The sequence below is a fragment of the Rahnella sp. 2050 genome, from assembly GCF_040544515.1.
Taxonomy (GTDB): Bacteria; Pseudomonadota; Gammaproteobacteria; order Enterobacterales; family Enterobacteriaceae; genus Rahnella; species Rahnella aceris.
In genome coordinates this window covers 16114-42158 of record NZ_JBEPKE010000014.1, presented here as the reverse complement: position 1 = coordinate 42158, position 26045 = coordinate 16114, and the positions used below count along the sequence as shown (strand labels likewise).

27 protein-coding genes and 3 pseudogenes are annotated in these 26045 nt (G+C 47.9%); 12 read left to right on the top strand and 18 right to left on the bottom strand.

Going from position 1 to position 26045, the window contains the following annotated elements; translation table 11 throughout:
* Positions 1-95: 95 nt before the first annotated feature.
* The 9 genes and pseudogenes from ABIC79_RS25180 to ABIC79_RS25140 form a co-directional block, all read right to left on the bottom strand.
* Positions 96-272 (bottom strand): annotated as a pseudogene (locus tag ABIC79_RS25180) (antiterminator Q family protein); the annotation flags it as partial.
* Positions 273-286: 14 nt separating this feature from the next.
* Positions 287-1231, bottom strand: coding sequence for a DUF968 domain-containing protein (locus ABIC79_RS25175; protein ID WP_354568864.1), 945 nt, complete (start codon positions 1229-1231; stop codon positions 287-289).
* 65 nt (positions 1232-1296) lie between these two features.
* Positions 1297-1455 carry a hypothetical protein gene (locus ABIC79_RS25170; protein WP_200227904.1) on the bottom strand — a complete coding sequence of 53 codons (159 nt, stop codon included), beginning with the start codon at positions 1453-1455 and terminating at the stop codon, positions 1297-1299.
* Positions 1452-2309: a phage N-6-adenine-methyltransferase gene (locus tag ABIC79_RS25165; RefSeq protein ID WP_200227902.1), complete on the bottom strand. Its 858-nt coding sequence runs from the start codon at positions 2307-2309 to the stop codon at positions 1452-1454. Before ABIC79_RS25165 ends, ABIC79_RS25170 begins: the two co-directional genes overlap by 4 nt.
* The gene (locus tag ABIC79_RS25160; RefSeq protein ID WP_234300474.1) at positions 2306-2986 is read right to left on the bottom strand and encodes a replication protein P; all 681 of its coding nucleotides are present in this window, start codon (positions 2984-2986) and stop codon (positions 2306-2308) included. Before ABIC79_RS25160 ends, ABIC79_RS25165 begins: the two co-directional genes overlap by 4 nt.
* A 5-nt stretch (positions 2987-2991) precedes the next feature.
* The gene (locus ABIC79_RS25155) at positions 2992-3927 is read right to left on the bottom strand and encodes a phage replication protein O (protein ID WP_354568861.1); all 936 of its coding nucleotides are present in this window, start codon (positions 3925-3927) and stop codon (positions 2992-2994) included.
* Entirely contained in the window at positions 3884-4108 is a 225-nt protein-coding gene (locus tag ABIC79_RS25150) for a DUF4222 domain-containing protein (protein ID WP_354568859.1), read from the bottom strand. Before ABIC79_RS25150 ends, ABIC79_RS25155 begins: the two co-directional genes overlap by 44 nt.
* A gap of 183 nt (positions 4109-4291) precedes the next feature.
* Positions 4292-4798: a YmfL family putative regulatory protein gene (locus ABIC79_RS25145; RefSeq protein ID WP_354568857.1), complete on the bottom strand. Its 507-nt coding sequence runs from the start codon at positions 4796-4798 to the stop codon at positions 4292-4294.
* Positions 4799-4817: 19 nt separating this feature from the next.
* The gene (locus ABIC79_RS25140; RefSeq protein WP_112151554.1) at positions 4818-5021 is read right to left on the bottom strand and encodes a Cro/CI family transcriptional regulator; all 204 of its coding nucleotides are present in this window, start codon (positions 5019-5021) and stop codon (positions 4818-4820) included.
* Positions 5022-5095: 74 nt separating this feature from the next.
* On the opposite strand from ABIC79_RS25140, the gene ABIC79_RS25135 reads away from it, so the two are divergent.
* Positions 5096-5770, top strand: coding sequence for a LexA family protein (locus ABIC79_RS25135; RefSeq protein ID WP_223509638.1), 675 nt, complete (start codon positions 5096-5098; stop codon positions 5768-5770).
* Positions 5771-5933: 163 nt separating this feature from the next.
* Entirely contained in the window at positions 5934-6092 is a 159-nt protein-coding gene (locus ABIC79_RS25130) for a hypothetical protein (RefSeq protein WP_223509640.1), read from the top strand.
* Here the strand turns inward: ABIC79_RS25130 and ABIC79_RS25125 are convergent.
* Positions 6070-6306 carry a hypothetical protein gene (locus tag ABIC79_RS25125; protein ID WP_132964301.1) on the bottom strand — a complete coding sequence of 79 codons (237 nt, stop codon included), beginning with the start codon at positions 6304-6306 and terminating at the stop codon, positions 6070-6072. The two genes, ABIC79_RS25130 and ABIC79_RS25125, sit on opposite strands and share 23 nt — an antisense overlap.
* A gap of 841 nt (positions 6307-7147) precedes the next feature.
* On the opposite strand from ABIC79_RS25125, the gene ABIC79_RS25120 reads away from it, so the two are divergent.
* From ABIC79_RS25120 to ABIC79_RS25095, 6 genes are all read left to right on the top strand, one after another.
* Positions 7148-7519 (top strand): YfdP family phage-associated protein, encoded by a 372-nt coding sequence (locus ABIC79_RS25120; protein WP_112198717.1) that lies wholly within the window; start codon positions 7148-7150, stop codon positions 7517-7519.
* Positions 7520-7553: 34 nt separating this feature from the next.
* On the top strand, positions 7554-8381 hold the full coding sequence (locus ABIC79_RS25115) for a YfdQ family protein (RefSeq protein ID WP_112198716.1): 828 nt from the start codon (positions 7554-7556) through the stop codon (positions 8379-8381).
* 130 nt (positions 8382-8511) lie between these two features.
* Entirely contained in the window at positions 8512-9003 is a 492-nt protein-coding gene (locus ABIC79_RS25110) for a hypothetical protein (RefSeq protein WP_354568853.1), read from the top strand.
* Between the two features lies 1 nt (position 9004).
* Entirely contained in the window at positions 9005-9301 is a 297-nt protein-coding gene (locus ABIC79_RS25105; protein WP_013577812.1) for a DUF4406 domain-containing protein, read from the top strand.
* Positions 9302-9500: 199 nt separating this feature from the next.
* The gene (locus ABIC79_RS25100) at positions 9501-9743 is read left to right on the top strand and encodes an excisionase (protein WP_013577813.1); all 243 of its coding nucleotides are present in this window, start codon (positions 9501-9503) and stop codon (positions 9741-9743) included.
* Positions 9727-10851 (top strand): site-specific integrase, encoded by a 1125-nt coding sequence (locus ABIC79_RS25095; protein WP_112198713.1) that lies wholly within the window; start codon positions 9727-9729, stop codon positions 10849-10851. The genes ABIC79_RS25100 and ABIC79_RS25095 overlap by 17 nt, the downstream gene beginning before the upstream one ends.
* 80 nt (positions 10852-10931) lie before the next feature.
* Here the strand turns inward: ABIC79_RS25095 and ABIC79_RS25090 are convergent.
* The 3 genes and pseudogenes from ABIC79_RS25090 to ABIC79_RS25080 all read right to left on the bottom strand — a co-directional run.
* Positions 10932-11597 (bottom strand): annotated as a pseudogene (locus ABIC79_RS25090) (porin); the annotation flags it as partial.
* Between the two features lie 609 nt (positions 11598-12206).
* Positions 12207-12395, bottom strand: a complete 189-nt coding sequence (locus ABIC79_RS25085) for a hypothetical protein (protein ID WP_013577816.1) — start codon at positions 12393-12395, stop codon at positions 12207-12209.
* Positions 12396-12553: 158 nt separating this feature from the next.
* Positions 12554-12967 (bottom strand): hypothetical protein, encoded by a 414-nt coding sequence (locus ABIC79_RS25080; RefSeq protein ID WP_119262438.1) that lies wholly within the window; start codon positions 12965-12967, stop codon positions 12554-12556.
* 229 nt (positions 12968-13196) lie between these two features.
* Here ABIC79_RS25080 and ABIC79_RS25075 point away from each other — a divergent pair, with 229 nt between their 5' ends.
* A complete protein-coding gene (locus ABIC79_RS25075; RefSeq protein WP_119262437.1) occupies positions 13197-13976 on the top strand; it encodes a (S)-acetoin forming diacetyl reductase in 780 nt (259 codons plus the stop codon).
* A 64-nt stretch (positions 13977-14040) separates the two neighbouring features.
* Here the strand turns inward: ABIC79_RS25075 and ABIC79_RS25070 are convergent, their stop codons facing one another.
* Positions 14041-14907: a helix-turn-helix domain-containing protein gene (locus tag ABIC79_RS25070; RefSeq protein WP_119262436.1), complete on the bottom strand. Its 867-nt coding sequence runs from the start codon at positions 14905-14907 to the stop codon at positions 14041-14043.
* A 420-nt stretch (positions 14908-15327) separates the two neighbouring features.
* Positions 15328-16758, bottom strand: a complete 1431-nt coding sequence (locus ABIC79_RS25065; RefSeq protein ID WP_240433062.1) for a tannase/feruloyl esterase family alpha/beta hydrolase — start codon at positions 16756-16758, stop codon at positions 15328-15330.
* 505 nt (positions 16759-17263) lie between these two features.
* On the opposite strand from ABIC79_RS25065, the gene ABIC79_RS25060 reads away from it, so the two are divergent.
* Positions 17264-17431 carry a YhfL family protein gene (locus tag ABIC79_RS25060; protein ID WP_013577820.1) on the top strand — a complete coding sequence of 56 codons (168 nt, stop codon included), beginning with the start codon at positions 17264-17266 and terminating at the stop codon, positions 17429-17431.
* A gap of 298 nt (positions 17432-17729) precedes the next feature.
* Here the strand turns inward: ABIC79_RS25060 and ovoA are convergent, their stop codons facing one another.
* Both ovoA and ABIC79_RS25050 read right to left on the bottom strand, forming a co-directional pair.
* A complete protein-coding gene (ovoA, locus tag ABIC79_RS25055; RefSeq protein ID WP_354568848.1) occupies positions 17730-19871 on the bottom strand; it encodes a 5-histidylcysteine sulfoxide synthase in 2142 nt (713 codons plus the stop codon).
* Between the two features lie 146 nt (positions 19872-20017).
* Positions 20018-21142: a tyrosine-type recombinase/integrase gene (locus ABIC79_RS25050; protein WP_119262433.1), complete on the bottom strand. Its 1125-nt coding sequence runs from the start codon at positions 21140-21142 to the stop codon at positions 20018-20020.
* Between the two features lie 405 nt (positions 21143-21547).
* Between ABIC79_RS25050 and ABIC79_RS25045 the strand changes: the two are divergent.
* Positions 21548-23084, top strand: a pseudogene (locus ABIC79_RS25045) (methyl-accepting chemotaxis protein).
* A gap of 72 nt (positions 23085-23156) precedes the next feature.
* On the opposite strand, the gene ABIC79_RS25040 reads toward ABIC79_RS25045, so the two are convergent.
* On the bottom strand, positions 23157-24704 hold the full coding sequence (locus ABIC79_RS25040) for a methyl-accepting chemotaxis protein (protein ID WP_119262432.1): 1548 nt from the start codon (positions 24702-24704) through the stop codon (positions 23157-23159).
* 846 nt (positions 24705-25550) lie between these two features.
* Between ABIC79_RS25040 and tssB the strand changes: the two genes are divergently transcribed.
* Positions 25551-26045 carry a type VI secretion system contractile sheath small subunit gene (tssB, locus tag ABIC79_RS25035; protein WP_121019810.1) on the top strand — a complete coding sequence of 165 codons (495 nt, stop codon included), beginning with the start codon at positions 25551-25553 and terminating at the stop codon, positions 26043-26045.

Below are 26045 nucleotides of genomic sequence, written 5' to 3'. Positions count from 1 at the left end.
TTGGTCGGAAAAACGCTTCTTCATGGGGATGTCCTCATGTGGCTTATGAAGACATTACTAACATCGGGGTGTACTAATCAACTGGGAGCAGGTCATAGTTGTAATACACACCCGTCAACAGTCAATCCGTCATCATCACAGCAGGAGAGCGCCGACGCTCCTGAAGGAGGTAAAAGACCTTTGAAACCAGCCGCTATTGGCGAAAAGTCTACACCACTGTTATCCCTTGCCCAAACACCCCAACGGGATAATACATCCTGAATATCACGCATTATTCTCTCCACACTTATTTTTGCTTGGCGGTAGCGATAACACCAGTTGCCAGCGCGCGGTCTAATGTCTTCAGTACCAGAAATTCCTGAGTACCGTGTTCTGATTCCCAAGCCTGGGTATCCGCATGAAGTGAGTCGTGACACCGTCTGCACAGCGGGATCACGAACATGTCATGCGCTTTTGTTGCCATTCCACCAAATCCATTGCCGGTGATGTGGTGCGGATCATCGGACCCTTTACCGCAGGCACAGCACGGCTGGCGCTTTACCCATTGAGTGTATTTCGTGTTTTCATACCGGCGGCGCTTCGGGCGAAGCATGAAAGATTCTGGAGTTTCCGGATCAACGGCCAGCGCCAGCACCGGTTTGATATTGCTCACCATCACTGCCCGAGGATCTTGTTCGCTGGGGTTGATGTCGGATTCTTTCAACTGCGTGCCCGGAGGTTGGTATTTCATGCCAAGCGCTTCGCATATGATTTCCTCCGGCAGTTGCGCCGCCAGCCCCTTACTCGTTGCCCACCAGCAAAGTTCTGGCAGGGTCAATTGATGTCCGGCTGACAATCGAGAAAGCTCGCGGATAGCCTCAGTCACAAATTCAGTGGTATTCGACAGCGCTGCGGCATCGAGTTTTACCGATTCTTTTCCGTGATATTCGTTGTCATGGGTCCAACAAAGAGACACAACACCACGCGCACGGCGAGACTGCACCAGTTCATGGTGATGATATTGACCGCCAAAATCAGTGCACTGGCAGCCTCGGTTACGCTTAACCCACAATGTTAGCGCACCCCACCCGCCGACAAGGTTGATAACTCGCTCTGAGGCCAGAAATCCAGACAGGCGCGGATCTCGCGATAGTGGCTGAGCCTCCTCCGGTACCAAACCGTCCGCCGCCCTGCGCAGATCCGCCGGTTCATCGGTTATTAGCAGCCGTTTGCCGCTGAAATGCTGCAGCATGTCACCTGGCGGCCGTAATAGCACAATCCCCAAATCCCTCTGTGGATATGGCTTTAAGAGTGCTCTCATTCAGCCCTCTCCCCAGCCTTAAACAGGCTGTTCAGCACAGCATCCGCATGTTCTCGCGCGCTGTCGTAATCAGACGGGCAATACTCGCCAGTTGCTGATGCGGCTTTCAAGTAACCAAGGTAAGCATCGAGCCAGATTTTCTGAAGTTCATTCATACTGTTGCTCCCATTTTACGGGCCAGTGTTTGAGCTGTACTGAGAATCTCTGTAGATTTGAAACCGTCGTTTTTAAGGCGATTGATGTATAGACGCAACTTGTTCTGCAACTGAGGATTAAGCTCAGATGCCCTTGATAACTTATCAAAAAGCCGGTCAACCTCTTCTGTCCATCCCCCGTTGGCCGTTTCCAGCACTGGAATGATTTGTTTGACTGGTGCCTGCAGTTTGTTGGGCTTGGTATGAATGTGGTTTTGGAATAGCGCACCTTGCCTTAGCAATTCTTCACGGTCGATATAGCTGAAGGCAGGTCCTCGCCATTTCTTATCAAACACTGCTATGGCGCCAGCAAAAAACGCCCCGGAAGGTATCTGTCTATCATTGGCAGGGACAAACCACGCAGGCAGTTCAAATCCTATACGCCCACGGATGAAGGCTATGTGATCAGCTTTCTCTGGCCACCAGACCTCTGACGTAGCCGCTTTTATAAGAAATACATATCGGCCACCCTTTTCACGCATCTTGAAAGTATGATTGAGAATATGACTCATACCAGTGATCTGTTGCCCTTCACGTCGCCTTGCGCGGGAATACGGCGGATTGCCAAAGGCTGCACCGTTAAGCTCTTTCAGATGAGCAGACCAGTCCTTACTCAAGGCATTGTCTTCGACAGTGTAAAAATGCGGACACTTAGTATTCTCGCCATCAGTGAACAGATCGAGAACAATGGGGCCGAACATGGCATTGATTCCCCAGAAAAGAGCATCAGGCGTCCGCCACTGATCCCCAACATCCTTTAAGAAGTGCGTTTCTTTCTCTTTTTGTTGAGAAAGCGCCAGGGAATAAGATCTCATAACCACCCCTCCCGCTTCTTACGTTGATACTCGGCATACATCAGCTGTGCTGGAGTCTGTCCCAATGGTTTACTTGGCGCTGCCAACTGAGTTACGGGGGCCGGTATTTTTTCGCCTTTAGCTAAGCGTTTCGCCCATGTATTCAGTTGATGTTGTACCGATTTTCTCACTTCACCTTCCGTATAGTTGTTCTGCAGCATGATTCGGCGAACGTCGGTCACAATCCAGTACATGATCGGCGCTGGCCAAGGGTAGTCCGCTGGTGAGTTATAGTCACCGCGCCTTGCGCTATAGCGGTTAAATTCATCCATCACATCATCCACTGACGGCAGGCCAGCGCTCTCTGCGGCTCCGGACTTGCACCATCCAATGAACTTGCCGCAACTCGGCCAGAAGTCCGTTTCCTGCTGGCGGGCGATGCGCATACCGGCTTTCACCTGCTCCAGCGAAGTCACGCCGTTTTCCGCAAATGCCAGGATCCATTGCCGTTTCGCAGCTGCGATGTCCACCGAACTGTTGAGTGCGGTCTGGCGGGCAGCAGGGAAAATCAGCATCAGGTTGGCGAACAACGTATCGACCATCTTCTCGGCATCAGGGTTCACGACGCGCTGAGGTTTATCTTTGGGCATCAACTGCGCAAGTACACCGGCATCCCGATTTTGAATTGCCATCATCATTTTGTTCACAGGGTGTTCTCCCATGCTTCGGCGCTGTTCCAGTGCCCGCCAGCAGAGGTGTCAGTTGGGACGGTAGCGCTAAGTTTAAGTGTCAGGTAATCCCACTTCTCACGGAGTTTCGACGGGCTCAGGATGTTCTTGCACCAGAAAGTGTCGCGGTTAGCGCGGCCAAACAGTTCGCAGATTTGTTTATGGGTGCGCCCGTCGGCAGTACACATCAGGCGGACTTCATTTGCCCAAAGCGTCATGTCCGGTTCTTTCGGTCGAGCAATCTCGCCGTCGCATTCAGCAGCCTGTTCGTACATTCGGATGATTTTTCCCCAAATCCATTCGGCAGCGGTCAGGTCATCAGCGCTGCCCCACTTGCGTTTTTTGGCATCGAACACCACGGCTTCCGGATGAAGGACCAAGAAATTTTGGTCAGTGCTGTCGTCTGGCTGCGGAGCGGCCGGACTAAGGGTGTTAATCTCTGTTGTATTCTCTGAAGTACTCTCTGTATGAAGAGCGGCTCTTTTTGGACTCTTGCAAGGTGTCTTTTTGGAACGATGCAACGGTTCATTTTGACCTTTTGCATTGGTTCTTTTTGACCTCTTGCATGGGGTCAATTTGACCTCATCTAAAAGAGCCTGATGGTCATAGTTAATTGCGTAGAAATTCGTCATATCTCTCGGATCATCAGAGAGTTGCTCTATGAACAAACAACCTTGCTTTTTCAGGGACGCGAAGCCGCGTTTGATGGTTGAAGCGGACATCCATGGGAATTGCTCAAGCCATTCCTCGATGGTGTTATAAATCCAGCGACGACCATCATGATCAACGCCAGAGTTTGTTTCAGTTGCCCAGTAGTGAACCTGCTGCAACAGCATGGCCTCATTCAGCCCGAGCTTCATAACCAGCTCAGGAATCACTACTATCGGGCGCGATGGTAATAACAGGCTCATCAATTACCCTCTCAAACCGCGACTTGAATAGTTCAACGGGCTTGGCACATTCAGGTTTGTAGCCCTGCTGCTCGCGCAGGAAGATAACCCGGTCTCCGGCTCTGTCGTAGCCCACGACGTGTACCACAACGCCCCGCCAATCTTTGTAGTGCCTGTCCAGCGTTTGGATTTCTTCAGACATGCAGTCACCTTCCGGCTTCTCACCCTGACGTAACCTACCCACCACCGGACGATCTGGTAGTTGCACGGTACCCAGTGGCTCGATACCATCACTTCGTACGACAAAGCTTGTTTGTTGCCGCCAGTCGCTTTACAGCGCATTTGCGGGACGCCAGCTTTTATGAGTAAACTGTTCATGCGTTAATTACTCCACACACGTTTTTAATGCGCCGACGCCTCGGGACTGCACTCCTGAGGCGTCAACCCTTTCATGCAAAGCCACCACTGACTTCACATACTCATCGCGCGCAGATAAATGCTTGAAATGCAGTGCCATAATCTCGGCCTTCTCTTTCTGATCAATCACGCCGTCATCTGCAATAGACGTGTTGATTTGCTGATCCACCTTCCCGCTCTTTGCAGCTACCTTTACGCCCTTAATAAACAGGTCAACGTGGTCCAGCTCATCGCGATTTGGGATTTCAACGAAAAAGCCACCGCGCCGCTGGGCGAAGTAATCCGCCAGGTGATTGGTGCTGCTGATGTCTTCCATCGCTTCCAGCTCGGCAATTTCGAAGAACCGGCAGCCGTTCTTTTCGTACAAATTGTTGTTGAACTGCGTTTCAGTCATGCCCAACGCGCCAGCCATAGCAGACCGACCGCCGGGATAGGCTTTGCACATCGTTTTAACTACTGATTTCAGATCTACCATGTTGTTTTCCCTTTGGTAGTTATGGCTGTATGCCAGCAGTGGTAGTCTTTTCGTATTGAGTTGGGTCGTATTTGATAGCACCGTTTGTGGCTTTTTCTGCCAATAACGCGTACTGCCACGGCACAATATCCTTCCAAAGACTGACGGTTGATTTTGAAACCCCCAGTGCTTTGGCTGCCGCAGTCGCAGTACCGAAATGTGCGACTAAATCTTGTTTAAACATTTCACCTCCAGATAAAGAATCAACAATGCAAAGTTTAATGTTTCAAACTAAAAATAGTCAAGAAATTAAACCTTATGTTGTTTAATTCTTTAAACATGAAAAATGAAACGATGAGCGACCGCATTAACCAACGTATGAAGCTACTGAGGTTGCGGAGCACTAATTTAATGAGCGCTACAGGCGCATCGAAAGGAACCGTTAGCCAGTGGGTAAACGGCGGCACTGAGCCGTCTGCACGCTATTTGAGTAAACTGGCTGAGGTGTTAGGCGTAACTGAACGCTGGTTATATGAAGGCGGACTTATCGAAGAGTCGATCGGAAACGCAACACCTGGACCAGAGCTGCGCCGCCGTGTGCCGTTATTGTCATCAGTACAGGCAGGAGCCTGGAAAGAAATCGTTGAGGGGCACTTGCAGGACGTGACTGAGTGGATTGAAACCACTGCGAAAGTATCTCCTTACTCATTTTCGCTGCGCGTATCTGGCGATTCTATGGATAGCCCACCCGGCCAAGGTATTTCCCTACCTAATGGCTCGATCGTCATTGTGGATCCTGATGTTGAGGCAATAAATGGACGCATAGTTGTTGCGCGCATTAGTGGTTCAAACGAAGCGACCGTAAAAAAATTAGCGATTGATGGTCCGAACATGTACCTGATGCCACTTAACCCTAATTTCAAACCGATACCCTTTGATGAGGATTGTGAAATCATTGGCGTATGCGTTCGCGTTGAAATGAATTTGATGTAACCAATTCCACTTCACGAAATACCGGCTCTGGCCGGTTTTTTTTCACCTTAAACTTTTTTGTTTAATAATACGAACTTTTGTATTGACACTTTAGTTTGAAAAGTTAAACTAAATTCATCGGCAGTACAACGGCAAGAGCGCAGCAGCTTAATGAGGTATCAGGATGGATAAGCAAGAACCGGAAATTATTGGTCCGGGATCTTCGAATGAAGAGTTAATTGAAGAAACTGTTTCTGAAATCTTGCAAAAGCATGCACACCAAGTGGCCGCCTTTTTGGAAGGCGGCGAGATTACCAAAATTAATCTCTTATCTTCGGATTGAAAGCTTCAATTCGGTTAATAAGCAACTTGGTTGCCGAGGCAACGGCAGGATCCTTACCTTTATAAGCTTGAGCATGACGATTTAGATTTTCAATGACGTCGCTCTTTACTGTGGGTAAGGCGGTTGAAACGGAATGAAGCGCTACCGTGAATGCGTTCTCAAGAGCTTCAATCCTACGGGCTAAAGTGACTAAATTAGTCGAAGCGTTTTCCACCTTCATTTCCTTCTTGGCTGTGTGAGAACTACCAAGATAACACCGCCGCCTGAGGTGGAGAAGTGACCAGGCATACAACGGCAAGAACACTGGGGTTGAGGAGCTCATCAACCGAAGTCACTCATGACCACAGTTGAAAAGTGTTCTTGCCGATGTTTAGGGATTAGTTGTTCTGTAAGTCAGGGACTAGCGTCAGATATGGAATTTCGCGGAAGGTTACAACTTCACGAACGTTAACTGGATGCTTACACACTGCACATACGATGGAGGAGATAGTCTCAGAGAATACGACGTCAGAAGTGACATTGAATCTCTCAGAATTACATTTTTCGCAGATAAGTTTTATATCGGGCATTTTTAACTCATGGATAAGTGATGATCTTAATCAGATTATTAAGAATTTTCTTATTCCAATGATAAGTATAGCAGACGTTTAGATTCTTGAATGAGTGCATAACGTAAAGAGCACTGACGGTGAGCAAGCTGGCAAAGCTTTCAACATCCTACAGTCCAGATAGCGCTCTCTCCGTTGTGGCCAGCATCAGGTGATGGTCGGGTTCCCTACCCGATTGCGGGTTCGACTCCCGCCGCCCAATCAGATCGACGTGGAACCTCGATAATTGCTGTGTGTAGCTGTATTCGGCGGTGGCATGACTCTTCAACCATCCAACATCAGGGGGAGCGAAGATAATGTTCTGATCATGACCACCGCCAATTTTTTCGCAGGCATAGACAAGGGTTCGCTGGCCCCACCAAGCACGCCCTGTGCATTACCGGCTGCCCTTGTCTATGTGTGTGAGTAATTTCCCGCGGTGTGCGCCGCGATAATGAGGGCATGAAAATGGCTGAAAGTCGTATGACCAACGTCCCGGAGTTTCTCTCCGAATTGGACGCCGGTATTTTCGAAAACAAAATCGCCGCCGCGCTGAATACTGCCGCTCTGGGTGTTCTGAATAACGGTGGTAAAGGCAAAGTGTCCATCGAGATTGATGTTTCCCGAATCAGTAATTCGATGGAAGAAAAACGCGTGATGCTGGCTCACAAATTGAAGTTCTCAGCACCTACGCCTCGCGGAAAAACGTCGGAAGAAGACACTACCGAAACCCCTATGTACGTGGGCAAAGGCGGCAAGCTGACCATCATGCAGGAAGATCAGGGCCAATTGTTCACCATCGCCGGAGATCCTGACGGCAAACTCCGTGACGCGCGATAAGCATCGTTTAACCATCCGATAAAAGGAGATTGTTATGTCTCAAGTTTTAGACGCATCAGCAATCAAAGAAGTCCGGGATATGTCCCTTTCTAATCTGCTGGAAGAACGCCTGTCTTCAGCAGACTGCCCTGCTGTTGCTTTGCCTGAATCTGTCCGTATTCATTCGCTTGAAAACCTGCAAGATGGCCGGTTCCGCTTCCGCGGGAAAATGGAAACCGCCAGCATTCAGGATTTCTCCCGCTACTGCAAAGATTACGCAGGCGAAGGCGTCCGCAGCTTCATTAATGCTGACAACATGGCAGCGGTGACTGTGTTTAACCTTGGCACTCTGACTGCACCAGGTCACGCAGATAACATCGCAGTTTTGAAACTGAAACGCACTGCGCCATTCCAGGCTTTGCTGAACATCAATGGCGATAAAAACTCACAGAAGGATCTGGCCGAGTGGCTCGAAGACTGGTCTGAATTCCTGATGGCTTTCACCGCTGACGGAGAAGTGCTGGACATCAAGAAAGCGATCGGCGGCGTCCGTAAAATTACCATCGAAGCATCCAGTTCTGCGGACCATGAAGATAGTGATTTCGGCGCCAAGCGCTCAGTGATGGAAAGCGTTGAGGCAAAAAGCAAAGAAGTCATGCCTGCGGCATTCGAATTTAAGTGCGTGCCATATGAAGGGCTGGGAGAACGCCGATTCCGCCTGCGCTACAGCGTACTGACCGGCGGCAATGCTCCGGTGCTGGTTCTGCGCATCGTGCAGTTGGAAACGGCTGAAGAACTGATGGCGACCGAGTTCCGCGAGCTGCTCGAAACCAATTTCACCGACGTTGAAGTAGAAACATTCATCGGAGAGTTCAAAGCCTGATAGCGCGGCCTTAAATGCCCTGGTCCACTGGGGCATTTAGTGAATCGTTATTACTGAAATTTAATTGCCAATGCTGGCAAGGGATTCGCTCACGCCGAAATCTGGAAATCACTTATTTAGGAATGCAGCCATGAAACTTATTCAACCGGTCACACCAGAACGCAATGCCGATAACTTGGGATATTGGACTCACCCTGATTTCTTCGAACCGGCCAACGGTAACGAATACCCAGCGCCAGGCGAATTTGAAGCGTGGGCAAAAGCTCAGGGTGTCGAGGTTTATACCCTGTCACTTGATGCCGATCCAGCAGCTGACGATATTCAGGCCGCCTATGAAGCAGGCGAAGCTGATGTTTCTGCGTGGAACCCTACTCCGCCAATCGGTGAAGGCTGGTTCCTTGCCTCAATTCACGATACCGAGGACGGCCCTTATAGCGTTTGGTTCCGCCGCAATACTGAAGAACAAGCCGAAATTGCGCGCCTTAAAACCGACTTTTTGGAAAAGCACCAGGTGGCGATCACCGCCGCTTATGAATATTTCAAAGCCTGCCCTGTGGGTAATGAACGCACTATCGCACACCAGATTTATCAGGTACTGCGCACGGCTACGAGGGTGGGCTGAAATGAAAGTTTATATCGCCGGGCCAATGACAGGCCTGCCACATTTCAACCGCCCTGCTTTCAAACGGGCAGCTATAAACCTGTCATTTGAAAAGCATGTGCCACTGAATCCGGCAATCATGCCTGATGGCCTAACAAAAGCTGATTACATGGCTATCGGCCTGACGATGCTGCAACGCGCCGAAGCGATTTACCTGCTTACCGGTTGGCAGTTCAGCGCAGGCGCCAGAGCTGAACATGCGCTGGCCTTAAAGTTGGGTTTGGAAGTAATCGAACAGAGGGAAAGAAGCCATGGCTGAGACAACCCGTTCACATTTCGTCAGGCGGTTTTGCGTGAAAAGAATGCTGAATCTGTGGTTTGTTCCGGTTGAGTTTTCGCCAGCAGTGCCGCCAGGTATGAAAATGCTCTGGTGGCGAGCTGGAAAATATTACGGCCGATTTCGGGTCAGTCAGTAAACCGGTGTGCAGCTGGCTATAATTAAACGTGTGGAGTGATATATGACGAGAACATTAACGCTTGATGAATGGGCTCTCGAAGAGTTTTCCGCGCCAATACCTAGCAGACCAACGCTGATGAGGTATGCGAAAAATGGAATGATATACCCCCTGCCCTTTAAAGCCGGGCGGTGCTGGCGTGTTGAAGCATCAGCGCGTTTCATTGGGATAGCTGAGAAGCCTGTGATCAACAAGGATATAGATCCACGTTTAATGAGGATTCTCGAAGATGGCACGTCCACGTAAATATAACGTGAATATTCCCGGGCTGTCGTGCTACTTGGACGCCAGAACCAATAAGGTTTACTGGCGTTACAAGCATCCAGCTACAGGTAAGTTCCACGGTTTGGGGGACAACGAAGAGGAGGCAAAAGCAATCGCAATAGATGCGAATATGCAACTCAATCAGAGGAAAATGGCAAATCTCCTGAGAGTAAGAAATGAAATTAGCCGTGAAGTGAATAAAGGCATCACTACCAATGCATGGGTTGATAAATACAGAGCGATTCAGCTAGAAAGGGTTAAAGCTGGTGAAATAAAACCCGATACAGCGAAATTGCGGGAACCTTCTTTACGAGCATTAATTTCTCATTGCGGGATAAAACCATTGTCGGAAGTCGGTGCCAGAGATATTGCTGGGATCCTCGATATTTACATTGAAAAAGGTCAGGGAAGGATGGCGCAGATGGTGCGTTCGAATCTAAGTGATGTATTCAAAGAAGCTCAGCATGCAGGTGAAGTTCCGGCTGGTTATAACCCTGCGAAGGCAACAAAACAACCTCGGGCAAAAGTTTCACGACAGAGACTTTCATTTGATGAATGGAAAGCCATTTATTCGGCTGCATTAACGTTACCGGTGCATATTCCCAGGGCAATGCTATTGGCCTTAATTACAGGCCAACGGATAGGAGATATATCAAAGTTGAAATTTACTGATATCTGGGATGACAAACTTCATGTAGTTCAGCAAAAAACCGGGGCTAAAGTAGCTATACCCCTTTCTTTGAAATGTGAGGCGTTGGGACTGTCTCTTCAGGATGTCATAGCTGAATGCCGAGATTCTGTTTTGAGTCAGTGGATCTTGCATCATCACCGTTCACGAAGAAACTGTACCCGTGGTGGGCAGATAACTAAAAGCACACTCTCAAAAGGATTTGCTGAAGCCCGAGATAAAAGTGGTCTGCTGTGGGAGGGAGAGAATCCTCCAACATTCCATGAACAGAGGTCATTGTCGGAACGCTTGTTCAGAGAGCAAGGAATAAACACGCAAGTTTTACTTGGACATAAAAATAGTCAAATGACGGAGAAGTATAACGACGACCGGGGGAAAGACTGGAAGGAAGTTGTTGTTTAATTAAGATGCCGTTTTGCAGAAGAATTTTGCAGGAGTTTTGCAGGGATGAACATTTACTCTTAAATAATAGTTAGTTAGCAGTTGATACCCATACCGAAGTCATAAGTGGTAGAAAGAGCATAGCCATCACCATTCTGATGACGAACGTCGCGGCCATTATTCGTGCCTTCACCTGCTGGTGTATAGTTAATGTCTTCGCTGTTGTTATCGCCATCATTCGCACCCTGATATTGCAGTGCAAAGTTCCAGCCTTTTACTTCACCAAAGAAGTCTGTATTACGGTAAGTCGCAACGCCATTAGTACGACCAACCATAAAGTTATCAGAAGAGGTGTAGGTATCGCCGCCGAACACTGGCAGCATATCGGTCCAGGCTTCAATGTCATACACAACGCCGTAGTTACGGCCGTAATCGAATGAACCGAAGTCAGCGAATTTCAGACCTGCAAAGCCCAGACGGGTGGCGTTGCCTGATGTACCTGTACTTTCAGAATTATTAGCCTGGACGTTGTATTCCCACTGGCCGTAACCGGTCAGTTGATCGGTAATTTGGGTTTCACCTTTAAAGCCTACACGAACATACGTTACGTCGCCGTCCTGACCTGCATCATCTGAAAATTGGTGACGTGCATCAACTTTGCCATACAGGTCCAGTTTATTGCCGTCTTTATTATATATTTCTGCGGAATGAGCTGCGCCTGCAACCAGTAATGCCGGGATAATAAGTGCCAATGCTTTTAATTTCATGATGTATTCCTTTATCATTTAATTGGATATTTGAATTTATTATATATGTATTTTCAATGAGTCAGACTCGTATTAATATTACCTACAGAGTTCCGTGGTTCTGTAGATAAATTATCGGTTTTAATTTTATTATTTATTACTAATTATTTCTGTCGGTATTATCAATATTTCGAATGAATGTTATAGTTAATTTCATATAAAATATGTATTTATAATTATATATTTTTCTGTGGTACTTTATTTCCGGGTTGTGGAATCATCACTGCAATCCTATTTACCCTTCCTTGGTTTTACTTATATTTTTTTTAGTCGCCGTTTTACCCCTGTTAACGGCGTTAGTATGTCGCCCCGCCTGACTGCGGGGCTTTTTTTTGCATAAAAAAACCCATAACCGGCGAAAGTTATGGGCTCAACAAATGAGAGAGAACTAAAATTTCTACGACGAGGTCAGAGAGACTTTCCACAACAACCTGCATAACAGATGTCACGGTTGCGTTATCCGCAGCGGAAACACCGGCTATTCAGGGTACAGCACATAATTTCAGGAGAAGGCTTCTCTCATGGCACAGCTCGTTCCAGTAACTGAACCGCAATAAACGGATATAACGATCAGGAGCGGCGAAACCAGGCCGGATCACTGTTCCCCACATCAATACCGTAAAGACAGCCTGTGGCGAGAAAGCTTTCCAGCAGACGGGATGTATCCTGCGCCCTCTCCGCTGGTGGATAACTGACCTTGCGGTGCGTGATACGTTGCCATAGCGAACGGCGCTCAGCAGTGTGTACAGTGATTGACATACAGGCCTCCGGTTAATCGCAGCTTTAAAATCAAAGCTTTCTTTAACGCTGGTTTCAAAATCGTGGCAAACGATGCCTGCCGCGGGAATGAACGTAGTAAACCTTTTATGAACGACAAACTGAACCAACCATTTTTGCTTTCTTTATGAAGTTTTGAACTATAACTCCCGCAGCCAAACGCCTTCGCAGAACAGTTTTGCACAGGCCAGACTTTGCTGATGACGTAATGCCGGATCTGCGGGATCTTGCGCGAATTGTACCAGCATGCCGGTAAAACATTGCGCGAGCATGACGGCAGAAATTTCTTTGCGGAAAAGTTTGCTTTGCTGATTTTGCACGAGGTTTTCTGCCATCAGGTTGATCAGCAAACGCTGTGTCTCTTGCGCCAGAGGTGGCAGCAAAAACACCTGCTGCGTCAGTTCATTGTTTTCAGCGAAAAAATTCAGCAACTTGCGAAAGCAGAGCGCCATCCGGTCCAGTACCTGATTTTCGGCAACGTCAGGCGCAATCTGTAATGAACGCACCAGTGCAGTCAGGCGTTCACGGAAAAGAACAATATTATTGCCGGTCATTTCTGCATCCTTACTCTCTTACACGTATGCCATTCTAAACGACTTGCTGGCAGGAACAGCCATTTGCGTTTGACCAAATCAGAAAAAGTTAATGACCGTGCTTAACAATTGCACATTGGGAGCGGCAGGCGTAAACCAGTGGATAGCTCACGCAACGGCACCGGGTCGGGTAGACCGTGTCTTGCGCGCAGCACCTGAAGAAGATACCGAATACATAGAGGATAGTCGTATGTCTAAAAATGGAAAAGTGGCTTTAGTGACAGGTGGTGGTCAGGGGATCGGCCGCGCGATTGCACTGCGTCTGGCGAAGGATGGTTTTGCTGTGGCCGTGGTGGATTTTAATGGGGAAACAGCGGAAAAAGTTGCCGAAGAAATTAATCATGCCGGTGGTAAAGCCATTGCTCAGTTGGCGGACGTTTCAGACCGGGAGCAAGTTTTTGCTGCCGTAGAAGCGGCCACCAGGCAACTCGGTGGTTTTGACGTCATCGTTAATAATGCCGGGATTGCGCCGACGACACTGATTGAAGACATCACCCCGGAAATCGTCGATAAAGTTTATAATATCAACGTGAAAGGTGTCATTTGGGGCATTCAGGCGGCGGTCAAAGCGTTCAAGTCACAAGGGCATGGCGGCAAAATTATTAATGCGTCATCACAGGCCGGGCATGTGGGTAACCCTGAACTGGCGATCTACAGTTCGAGTAAATTTGCGGTGCGCGGGCTGACACAAACTGCAGCGCGTGACCTGGCCTCGCTGGGTATTACTGTCAATGCCTACTGTCCTGGGATTGTGAAAACGCCGATGTGGGAAGAAATAGACCGTCAGGTGTCAGCGGCAGCCGGAAAACCGGCGGGCTATGGTACACAAGAATTCGCCAAGAATATTACGCTGAAACGCCTTTCTGAGCCGGAAGATGTCGCGGCTTGCGTTTCTTATCTGGCCGGGCCGGATTCTGATTACATGACGGGTCAGGCTTTGCTGATCGACGGCGGTATGGTGTTCAACTGATCCCCTTTCCCGCCCGTCAGGCCTCTCATAACGAGGGGCTTTTTTGTTTCTCTTTTCTACCTGATCACTGCGTGGCCAGCGGAATATAGTATTCGCAGGTCACGCCTTTAAGCGCAGATTCACGCGAGTACTTCTCCAGGTCCGGTTGCATAATAAATTCAAGACCCAGCGTAGGCAAAAACACAGAATACAGATAAAGAATAAAATCGTTCAACCGGCTAAGATCGTACGGATAGTTGATCTTCAGATAACGGCTGGCCGGAACCAGGATGTTGTGGCTGTCGCTGGTGTGTACCTGATGTGCCACGGTGTAATCCATCTGCAACGCATTCGCCACTTCATCATTCGTATCAGGCCGGCAGTCCGACAATCCCCAGACCGGTGCCTGTAGAGATTCCGGTGTTTCCAGATAACGCAGCAACTCCGCGCGGTGAACGTGATTCTTACTGTTGAATAAGGCTTCAATGGGGTAAGAATGCGAGATCGTCTCCCCTTCAAACGCCATCACCGGTAACTCTACGATTTCATATTCCGGCTGCGGAAACTCATCGACGGTAAGCGGCGCGGTGATCCCGTTCATGGTCCATGATGCATTGCGGCGATACGTACCGGGAGTTTCGGCGAAATTCTTCTTGAACGATCGGGTGAACGTTTGCTGCGAATCGTACGAGTAGTACAACGAAATATCGAGGATGGGCATATTGGTCAGACGCAACGCGATAGCAGCCATCGTGAGACGGCGGTCACGAATGTATTTACCTAGTGCGTAACCCGTTTTACTTTTAAACAAACGCTGAAGATACCATGGTGAATAGCCGGTTTTTTTTGAGGCTTTTTCCATGGTCAGACGATCACTTAAGTTGACTTCGATCCAGTAGAGTAACTCTTTGATCAAATCATCATGAAAATCAGGTTTTTGTTCGCTCTGCAAAATGAACTCCCTGTGCTGCAATAAAGTCGCGTGATTAGGACGCGACAGATTTTGAAATCATATGCACTACAATGGCATCCGCGCTCTGGCTAACGTTTTTTAAACATCAGAGGTTTCCTCACATACCGTTCGGCAGGCGTAAAGCTCATTTTCGATGGCGCGGTTAAGATTGTATTCTGCACAGCCTGCGCTCAGCCCGAGCGTTTCCAGGCGTGACATGGCATCCATGCTGCTTTACACAGATAAGCCACAGGAGTAACCGAAGAAAAGTAGATAGCTGAGGATAATGCCAAGACTTGAACGGATGTTCAAGTTATTTGAGAACGCTCATTCACCTGTGAATTTATATAGGTAAATGACTTGCAATCTCCTGTAAAAGCATACCCGCCGAGGCAGGCAGAAAAGTGAATATGAGAAATATTATCTGGCGGAACAGGTAAAACTGGAGGCCATTTTCGTGTCACCCTGTCCGTTGTATCGTGGGAATAACGGATAATCACACAACGGCATTTCGCGCCCGGCAGTTGCTTTGTTTGTATCAATCATCACTTGCTGACCCGGATCTATCCCATGAACAACCCATTTATCCAGGGCTCCTAATGAATCCCAACTCACCCGATATGCCCCGCTGCTGTGCGTGAAACCCGGTGCCAGGTAGAAACGGGCAAACTGATGAAGTTCTTGCTCACCAAATTCAGCTTTCAGCTTCTCGTAATACGCTACGGTGTTTCCCGGCGGAACAGCCATATCCGCCGTGCCATGCATCAGTAAAAGTTTGCCTCCATGCTGCACAAAAGTGTGAATATCGGCACTATCATTATCGATTTGTGCCGCCAGTTCTTTCAGCCTCGTCTCATGGGCTGCGGGATTAAACTGAAGAGAGTCGTAATTTGCATCTCGCATCACTTCGTAGCGGACAGCTTGATCGCCCATCATGTAAGGGAATGAAATAATGATATTACTGGCTTCTGGTTTTGGCTTGTTTGCACCGGAACCAAAAACACTGACCAACGCAGAAGCGTCTGCACCACGTAAAATTGGCCATGGGGCAAAGTGATCGCCAGTTAGCAGGTTGACACCCAGAGGCACCGGTTTATTAAGCATCTGGACCAGCGCGATTTGCGTATCTGAAAGGCAGTTGGCGCCCATATCTTTCCCATCCGGGCAGCGCAGATGAGCCAGTTTAAATGTCGAACTGCAGGCATCCGGATTGGCGACTACACCATCAGCCAGACCATCCAGTTTGTCACAGGCACCGGTAACGGCATTGGCAATCAGTGCGGCTTTGGCCGGCGAAATCCACGCGCCCGGCGTGTTGTAGATTGCCTTCCCGATACTGATCCCGGCCATGTGCAGTTCAACGACGTTATACACCGGATGAATGGCAATCGCGCCGTCATAGTCAAGCGGGAAACGCTGGATCGCCGCAAGCGCTTCGTGGCCGCCTTGCGAATTACCCTGAAAATACATGTGAGCAGGTTTTCGACCATAAGCCTGTTGGATCAAGGCAACGGCCACATCGTGTGTTTTCTTGATTTGCGCACCGGCAAAGTTATCCCAGGCTTCCCCGTTAAGGGTAAAGGAAGCATCGGATACTCCGCCCTGATGGCCTGAATCACTGCCAAACGTGGCATAACCTTGCTTTATTGCGCCAGGTGTTGCTGCCGGCGCCAGACGTGCTGTATCAGCGTCTTTAATCGCGCCGTCAAAACCACTGCCACCCAGTTGCAGGGCTTTACCATTCCAGTCAAGTGGCAGGTAAAGCTGAAAATTAATATCGGGCGCGTTGAGATCGACGGGCCTGATCTGCCCTTCAATCTTGCAATGTTGATTACCCGGATGGCCCGCCATTGCCACTGTGGTGACCCGCGCCCCCCTTGTCGGAAGCCCGATTGCGTCTGCATTGATATGCACATTTTTTAAGGCGACGCACTGTGCTTCGGTGAGGCCTTTTTCAGGAGCAGCTAAAACAGTAGCGGTGAACAGCATAAGCAAGCAGAGGCAGAAGGGAGCTTTCATCAGACAACGTTCATTCCGGCGGCTAAGTAGCGGCAGTTTGTCATTAAATGACCTGTGAAAGAAGCCTTTTGACTATTGAGTGTTTAAAAAAATGGTCACATTATGCATTAATTATATATCTGATGAATATTAATCTCTCGGAAAATTACCGACATCATTAAGTTTATAAACATATTAATAATGAATATCTTAAAATAAAGCAAGGCAGGGTAATATTAAAAATGCGCAGTGATGGGTATTTATTTGCCTGTTATTGATGTTAAGCGTATATTCGCGTTTGCCTGAATTTAAAATGACGGCCTATATACATAATCATCTATTTTAAAAAGGAATTTATATGAAAAACTTATTTAAGTTAGCTCTCCTCGCTGCGGTAGTTACGACACTTTCAGGCTGTACCGGTAGCGTTTTTAATAAAGAGAAAAATTGTGACTATACTTATTTGCTGCACCCTGCGATTTCAATTTCTAAAATGATCGGGGGTTGTGGTCCGGCAGAGAAATAAGTAGCGGGTTTTGTCATGCCGGACCTTTGTGTCCGGCATTTGCTATTCTGCAACGCCTGAATTCATAATTTTTACCGTTCCCCCCTTTTTTCATTACCAAGCCATAAGATCATACGAGCCCAATTTTAGTTACAACATACATATGCCAGATAAATCAAAAACACCAAAAACTTAACCAAAAGTGTCTTCTGTATTTCTTCAGGACGAACGTGTCTTAGATTTATTGACCAGCCTCCATCAGCACGGATAAAAAAATGGCCGCATAAGCGACCATTAACCTCTTTCAGAAATAGAGAATTTACCGCTTACGCCACAGTGTAACTTCCGCTACGGTATGCTGGAATTTCCTCGCCGTTTCACGGATCACAAACGGAACATCTGTCGGTTTCCTAACCTCTTCAAATTCATTCGCCAGCAAACGTTTCAAAGCCTGATGCGTCGTAACAGCTTCACCATTTTCCCGGAACCCGCCCAGCCAGTGCTCTTTCGGTGTAAACTCTTCGAGCCAGGTGTAAGGTGAAGAAAGCATGAGTAAGCCGCCAGAACGAATCATTGGCGTAATATCTGTCAGAAAACGTGCAGGTTCACGCAGTCGATCCAGCAAATTAGCCGCCAGGACCAGATCGTATAATTCCGCCTGCGGCTTCAGATTACAGGCATCACCCTGCACAAAATTCACCCGCACTGTCTGCTCTGCTGAGATATTGACATCAGCGAGCGAAGCCTGGCAATAATCCACCAGTTCTCCCTCCTCCGGGATTACATACCGACAGGCTTCACCGCGTGCCAGAGCCAGAGCGACATCAATAAATCGCGCGGAATAATCCATTCCAACCACAGAGTCGAAATGACGCGCAAGTTCAAAACTGGCACGTCCCGTAGCACACCCGATATCCAGCGCCCTGCCACGATTAACTGTATTTTCAACTGCAATATCAACCAGTTGAACCGCATAATTCGTTACGTCGAAATGACGCGGACCGTACTGGAAATCAAGATACTGCGCCACCAGCCCGTCAGTTTCATAAGGATTCACTTTCACCACTTCCTGATGGCTGGAAATCACATAGCGGAAACCGGCATGCTGGAAAAAGTGGCGACGAAAAGCATAACGCGAAGATTTTAGCGCTTCATTGCCCGTTGAAATCCAGCTTCCGCCTTTGATCATGGAATGTTTACCATCGAATGTTGGCGTCGAAAAATCATCATATAAAGGATGAACACGAAAGCCGTCAAATCCACTGATCGGCGTAGACGCCCATTGCCAGACATTCCCCACAACATCATAAAAATCACCTTGTTCGAAATGATCAACCGGACAGGATGATGCCCACCATGCGAGGTTGATATTTCCCGGTGCTGTTTCCCAGTCTGGCTGATCACCCTGCACCTGATTACGCAGAATCATCCATTCAGCTTCAGTCGGCAACTGTACTGATTCACCGGTCTGCGCCGCTTTCCAGCGACAGAATGCTGCCGCTTCCAGTTGATTAACTTCAGCAGGCCAGTCCCATGGCATCGGCACTTCTTCCGTCATGAGGCGAAGTTTCAGCCGTTCAGGTTCCCGGGGCGAACCCACCCAGAAAGTGGGCATTTCAGCCCGCGCAAAATCCCGCCAGCCAAGCCCTTCTTCGTCCCACCACTGGGCATCGTGATAGCCGTCCGCCTGTATGAAAGTATAAAATTCAGCGTTACTGACCAGCATCTTACTGGCACTAAATGCCTGAATTTTCTGTTGAGATGTGCCGTATTCGTTATCCCAGCCGTAGGTATCATCCTGCTTACCCAACGTGACAATGTCACCTTTCACCGCCAGCATAGTGTTATCAGGTACGCTGTTGCGGTCATGACGGGCGATTCCACACACCGGCCAGTGAGATTGTGGCTTAACCCATTCCACCGGCAACTGACGGATCAATACACTGGATGTTTCCAGATGAATGCGCTCATGTTCAATGCCCATCAGAATCACCCAGGCAGGGCTGTCCCATCCGATGGGTAAACTCAGCGCCATGGTGTCAATAATACCGAGCACTTCTTCACGTACTTTGTCGCGGTATTGACGCAAGTTAACAACAGATGGCCAGTTATAGTTCTGATCGTCGAGATCATCCCAGCTCATTTCATCCACACCGATCGCCAGCATCGCTTCGATGTGTGAATCAACACGTTGAGGAATCAGCCCCGCAGCCATCAGCTTATTAATATAAAAAGTGGCGGTATGACCGAAATAAAAAATCAGCGGGTGGCGAAGCGAAATTACCTTATTGAAATAGGCTCTTTCATCCGCGAGACAATCAAACAGGCTCTCGTACAGCTCCCAGGTTTGAATGAAATAATCGCGAATTTCCTGACGTTTTTCTTCCGCTGTTCCGGTGCTTAGCAAAATGGTCTGCGTCGGTTCTGGCAACCCGATAGCCTTGTTTTGTGTTGAAAGCATTATTAGTCCTCTGTCTTCTTGCGTTGCCAAATCAATACACAATTGTAGCAGGTCACATCTTTGGCTTATTCCCGGTCTGGTTTTTACCGGCTTTATATTCTCAATCGTCAGACATTAACATAACCTTAAAATCGGGCCTATGCTCGCTATCTCTCCATAAACAACAGCGAACTTTCACGAACATGCAGAGATTCGCCCTCAAAATGATGACGTAAATCGTAGTAATCTGGTGCATCAATGATGCCCTGAATATTGTCAGAAAATGCTTCCAGCGCCTGTTTCATCTGCGGCAGATAATCGTGAGTGTCATAAACACGGTCGATCCCTTCAAGCGAATGATTCATAATTTTGCGCGCAACATCATTCGGCACATTCAGGGAGGATAACTTGGAACGCGCCGTACGGCGTAAATCGCGGGTGGTAAAAGCATCAATCCCCGGCCCCCGTTCCGCGCGTAGCAGGCGGCGTATAACCTGTGTCACCGCACCGCGTGATAACGGCCTTTGTGCATCGAGCGGTGAAGGCACCAGCCAGGGACTGTGTTTCGGACTGGCTGATAGAAGAGCATTGATGCAGGTGATCATTAATGGCGTCAGCGGCAGGCTGTGATCACGGGCCGATTTATTTCGCGTACCCTGTCGCCAGATGCCGATCTGCAAATGAAACTCATCTTTTCTGGCGCGCACCACTTCATCTGGTCGTCGTGCAGTCAGCAGGCACAACCGCAATGCCCAGCGACATTGTTCAGAAATATCCCATAAATCAAGGCCATGCCAGAAAACCCAGATTTCAGCATCGGTTAACGTTCGTTCACGTGGCGGGGTATTCCGACCGCCGACGTCGCGGCGCTTCATGGTACTTAGTGGCGAATGTGCCAGATATCCCTGGGTTTCTGCCCAGCCAAAAAATTGCTTACAAAGCGCGAATACCCGTTTTGCTTCTGAAACTTTCCCGTCCGCCAGCAGTACATTAAACAAACGGTTCAGTCGTAAACGGGTGATTTTATTCAGAGGCACTTCGCCGATCACTGGCAACACATGTTTCATCAGGGATGAAACAGCAATTTCTGGCCGACGTCGTGTCAGGATCAGTGAAAGCCGGATCCAGATATTGATCACCTGCCCGACCGTCGCATTGCCCTCCTCATCAAAATCATCCAGTTTGGCAAGCGGTGTCATTTTCACATTCTGCAGATAAGCCAAAACATGCTGACCAACATTTCCGGCAGCAAAATCTCCTTCGACTATTGTTACGGATCCGATCTTACTCATCTGCCCAATTCACCTCAAAAATCACAGGCCGGAGTTATAACAAGCCTGAGGATCTTAGGCAAAAGGTTTATGACTCCAGACCTATTAAGTCTGGAGTCACACAGATCACTAATAACGAAAAATAGAGCGATTATGAAGGGGAATTATGGTGAGCCAGCCGTTGTGTGTTGTTCATAAAATCGACAGACATAATGATATAACGCATATTTTTTACTCATATCTTCGTTATACGTTATGGATTGGCGAAAAAATCGACGTTTTCACCCGTATGCATTCGCCCTAATAACGATTGTCGTCATAAATAACGTCATGTTTCCCTAAAGAAAATTTTGCTTATGCCGAAATGTTAATAGTTAAGGATCCTTAATCTCACTTAAACCGCAGTCTGGCCATGGAAATGTCACTATGCGCAATAATCAGCCAATATCACAACGGGAATATCAATACCCTGACGACGCAACATTGATGTCAACGACAGATGCCGAAAGCCGTATTACCTACGCCAACGATGCATTTATAGAAGTTAGCGGTTTTGCCAGTGAAGATATTATCGGGCAGCCTCACAATGTTGTGCGCGCCTCCTTCGGCATTCAAAGATATGTGGGCTACATTACAACAGGGTTTCCCCTGGACAGCACTGGTGAAAAACCGCCGCAGCAATGGCGATCATTATTGGGTTCGTGCCAACGTCGTACCGATCATTCGTGGTGGTAAAACCAAAGGTTACCTTTCTGTCCGCACCAAACCGACTACTGCAGAGATTAATGCGACCCAGGCGCTTTATGACAAAATGAATCGCGGCGAACTGAACAACCGCCGCTTGCATCGGGGGTTGTTGATCCGTACCGGCATTACCCGCAGTTTTTCTATTTTAAAAACACTTTCTGTGCGCTGGCGGATCCGCAGCGGTTTGCTGGTTTTACTCGTCCTTAACTCACTCGTCATTTCTGCGCTGACTACCCTGCCCGTGATACAGATGAATACCGCATTGGCACTCAATGCATTTTTCATTCTGTTGCTGAATTTCTGGATGGAATGGCAGATTACCCGCCCGGTCGAACAGCTTTGCAGTCAGACCTTGCGTGTTGCCAGCGGCGCGAGTCATACGATCACGCCAATGGAGCGGGTCGATGAAATTGGTATGACGTTACGATCTGTTGGCCAGCTCGGATTGATTTGCCGTTGGATGGTGGATGATGTCAACGACCAGGCGCACAAAGTCCGCACGGCCAGTGAGTCACTGGCGAATGGTAATGAAGCCCTGAGTCAACGTACTGAACAAACTGCCGCTAACGTTGGACAAACTGCTGCAGCAATGAATGAGATGAGCACGACAGTTGAAAGCAACACACAGACGGCAGCCGAAGCCGACAAACTTTCACTGATAGCAAGTGCGGCGGCAGAAAAAGGCAGCAATGCTATGCAGGAAGTTGTCGGCACTATGCAGGAAATCACCGGCAGTTCGCGACAAATTGCCACCATCACCAATGTTATTGATGGCATCGCTTTCCAGACGAACATTCTGGCGCTCAATGCCGCTGTTGAAGCGGCTCGCGCGGGTGAACAAGGCAAAGGCTTCGCCGTGGTTGCCGGAGAAGTGCGCAGCCTGGCGCAACGAAGTGCCAGCGCAGCCAGCGAAATCAAACGCCTGATCGACAGCAGTGTGGAAACGGTAGTGTCGGGATCGAAGCAGGTTGATCAGGCAGGGAAAACGATGGCCGACATCGTCTCTCAGGTGCGAAATGTGACGTCACTGATCGGGCAAATCCGAAGTGCCACTGGCGAACAAAATCAGGGATTACTGGATATTGCTAAAGCCATTGAAGAACTGGACCGCATCACACATCAAAATTCAATTCAGGTTCAGGAAGGTGCCAATGCTTCTTCAGGTCTGAAGCAACAGGCCGACCGTCTGGTTGAAGCCGTGGGGGTGTTCCGGTAACGTTATTGAGTAAAATAGAGGCGGCTAATCACCGCATCTATTTCAATAAGCTATGTCATTACAACGATCTGATTACACTGTTGCCAATCTGAAAGCTGATACTGAGCGGGTCAGATGAAGAACCTGTTCTTCCAGCGAGGCCGCTGCGGCAGCTGATTCCTGAACCAGCGCTGCGTTTTGTTGCGTCACGCCATCAATTTCTGTCACCGCCTGTTCAATCTGGCTAATCCCGCGGCTTTGTTCATCAGAGGCTATCGAGATATGTTCCATTAATATATTAATCTGAGTGACAGAGGAAATGATCGCTGAAATGGAATCGCCGGTGCGCGAGACCTCATCCGAACCTTCGCGAATATTCGCCACCGATTCAGAAATCAGACTTTCGATTTCTTTTGCTGCCATGGCGCTGCGCTGCGCCAGACTGCGCACTTCACTGGCCACCACTGCAAATCCACGCCCCTGCTCACCCGCGCGTGCCGCTTCAACAGCGGCATTGAGCGCCAGAATGTTTGTCTGGAAAGCGATACTATTGATCACACCTGTAATATCTTCGATTTTTTTCGAACTGCTGTTAATACGCCCCATCGTACCAATCACGTCCTGAGCGACTTTCTCGCCTGCGCGCGCGTTTTGGACAGCTTCACGTGTCAGACTGCTTGCCCGGGAGACATTTTCGGTATTTTGTTTTACCGTCGCACCAAGTTCTTCCATGCTGGCGGCGGTTTGTGTCAGCGCAGCGGCCTGTTGTTCAGTGCGGGAAGCCAGATCAATATTACCTGCGGAGATTTCCTGCGATGCATGCGCCACGGTATGGCTGGTGTCGCGTACCTGCCTTATAATTCTGGTCAGCGACTGGCGCATATGTTCTATCGACTGCATCAACTCTTCAATCTCACTGCGGGATTTGGCTTTCACCGGTACTGGCGTATCGAGATAACCTTCAGCAATCTGACGGCAGTGATCGCGAGAACTCAGCAGCGGTAGCAGAACAAAGCGCTTCATTAACACCAGAACACTGATAATGATGATCAGAAATAACAAACCAAAACCGACCGTCAAACCGATACCAAATTTGAAATGACTTTGTGCAACATTATTAAGATTTTTTGCGTACTGTTCATGGAGGGCCAACACTTTATCCAACACGATTTCATACTGACGATCGAGTTTCACCACCGCAGGGATCCGGGCTTTGAACGCTACCTGATCACCGGACTTTGCAGCGTCAATCAAGGGCTGGATACCGTTCTGGCGATAGTCCTGGTACGTATTGCGGTATTCATCGGCCAGTTCACTTTCACCAGGCAATTTCGGCACATCAAGATACGTCTGAAACGCCGCATCGGCTTTACCGATGACCTCAGTGACTCTGTCCAGAGCAGATTTTGACTGCTGACCGTCTCCATTTTCAATTTCTTTCATATATTCCATCACGCGAACACGCGAGGTTCGGCTGTGGTTAATGGGGTCGATAATAGAAAGCACCACACGGATTTCCTTGTTCACATCATCCAGTGAATGATTACTCCGGATGAGCAGCCAAACATTCGAAAGCATACTGGTGAAAAAGAGTGCGAAAAGAATAACAAGAACAAGTAAAGACGACTTTTTAAGCGACATCGGGAGATTCTCAAAATAAAGCGGGAATCTGTTTATCGGCATTCCTGTTCAAATGTTTAATATTTCCAGCGCACTATCTGCAATTTGTGGCACGATGATCGATCGTAGGAGAAATTTCCGAACATGTTTAAAGACGTTTACTGCAGTCAAAACACCTGTGAGTAATCTGAGTGTTTCCCAAAAAAATTATTGCTAACACTTATATTAAAGATATGAATATGACCTCATGCAGGATACTTACCCCCCTGCTTATCGTTATTAATACAACTAACCCCACTAAAAATGAAAAAATTTTCATGGAACTATTTTTGAAAATTAATTGTAAACATTACCACCGTGAATACTATTATTGTTTTTATAGAGAAATGATTATGAATTAAATACGATACTGAGTTAAGTTGAATGGTTTTAATGAAGCAATTTAAAAGAATAGTTAATTTATTTTTTGTCACTTTTCACTTGAATCTGCATACCCTCATAAAATTTTACTTAAGTCACACCCGCATTCTATAAGGCCTGCTGAAAGTTTGGATAAAACTCCTATATATCAATGAACATAAGCGAATGTGTCACGCCGCACCAATAGAAATGTTTTGTTACACCATTTAAATGTCAATGCTGCGTAATATTTACCTAAAATGTCACCACAGGTATTTACCTGCAATATTATTTTCAGAAAAATTCAAAACACACTGCGAAATGTTTCTCATAAATATTTTGAATCGCTTGTGACCCTGAATTATTCCGACGTTTTCCTCGGAAAAGGATGTAGTTTTGGCAGGGTTGCCAATATCATATTTTAAGAATCATTGGCAGCGTTTATCACTCTATAAGTAAGGGATAAGCATGTCTAATAGCTTCCAGAATGAAATTCCGAAAACGCGCGTTAACATAAAACTTGATCTACACACTGGCGGCGCACAGAAGAAAGTCGAATTACCGTTAAAATTGATGGTAATGGGTGATTACAGTAATGGAAAAGAGAACCGTCCGTTATCTGAACGCGAAAAAGTTAACATTAATAAGAATAACTTTAACAGCGTACTGGCTGAATTCAGCCCTTCACTGAACCTGACTGTGGAAAATACGCTAACAGGTGATCGCAGCGAAGAAAATATCTCTCTCAATTTCAATGAAATGAAAGATTTTGAGCCAGAACAGGTTGCCCGTCAGATCCCCCAACTGCGCGCGATGCTGGCAATGCGTAACTTATTACGTGACCTCAAATCCAATCTGCTCGACAACGTCACCTTCCGTAAAGAGCTCGAAGCCATTCTAAAAGATCCTGCGCTGAGCAATGAACTGCGCACTGAACTTAATGCCCTGGCGCCAAAGGCGTAA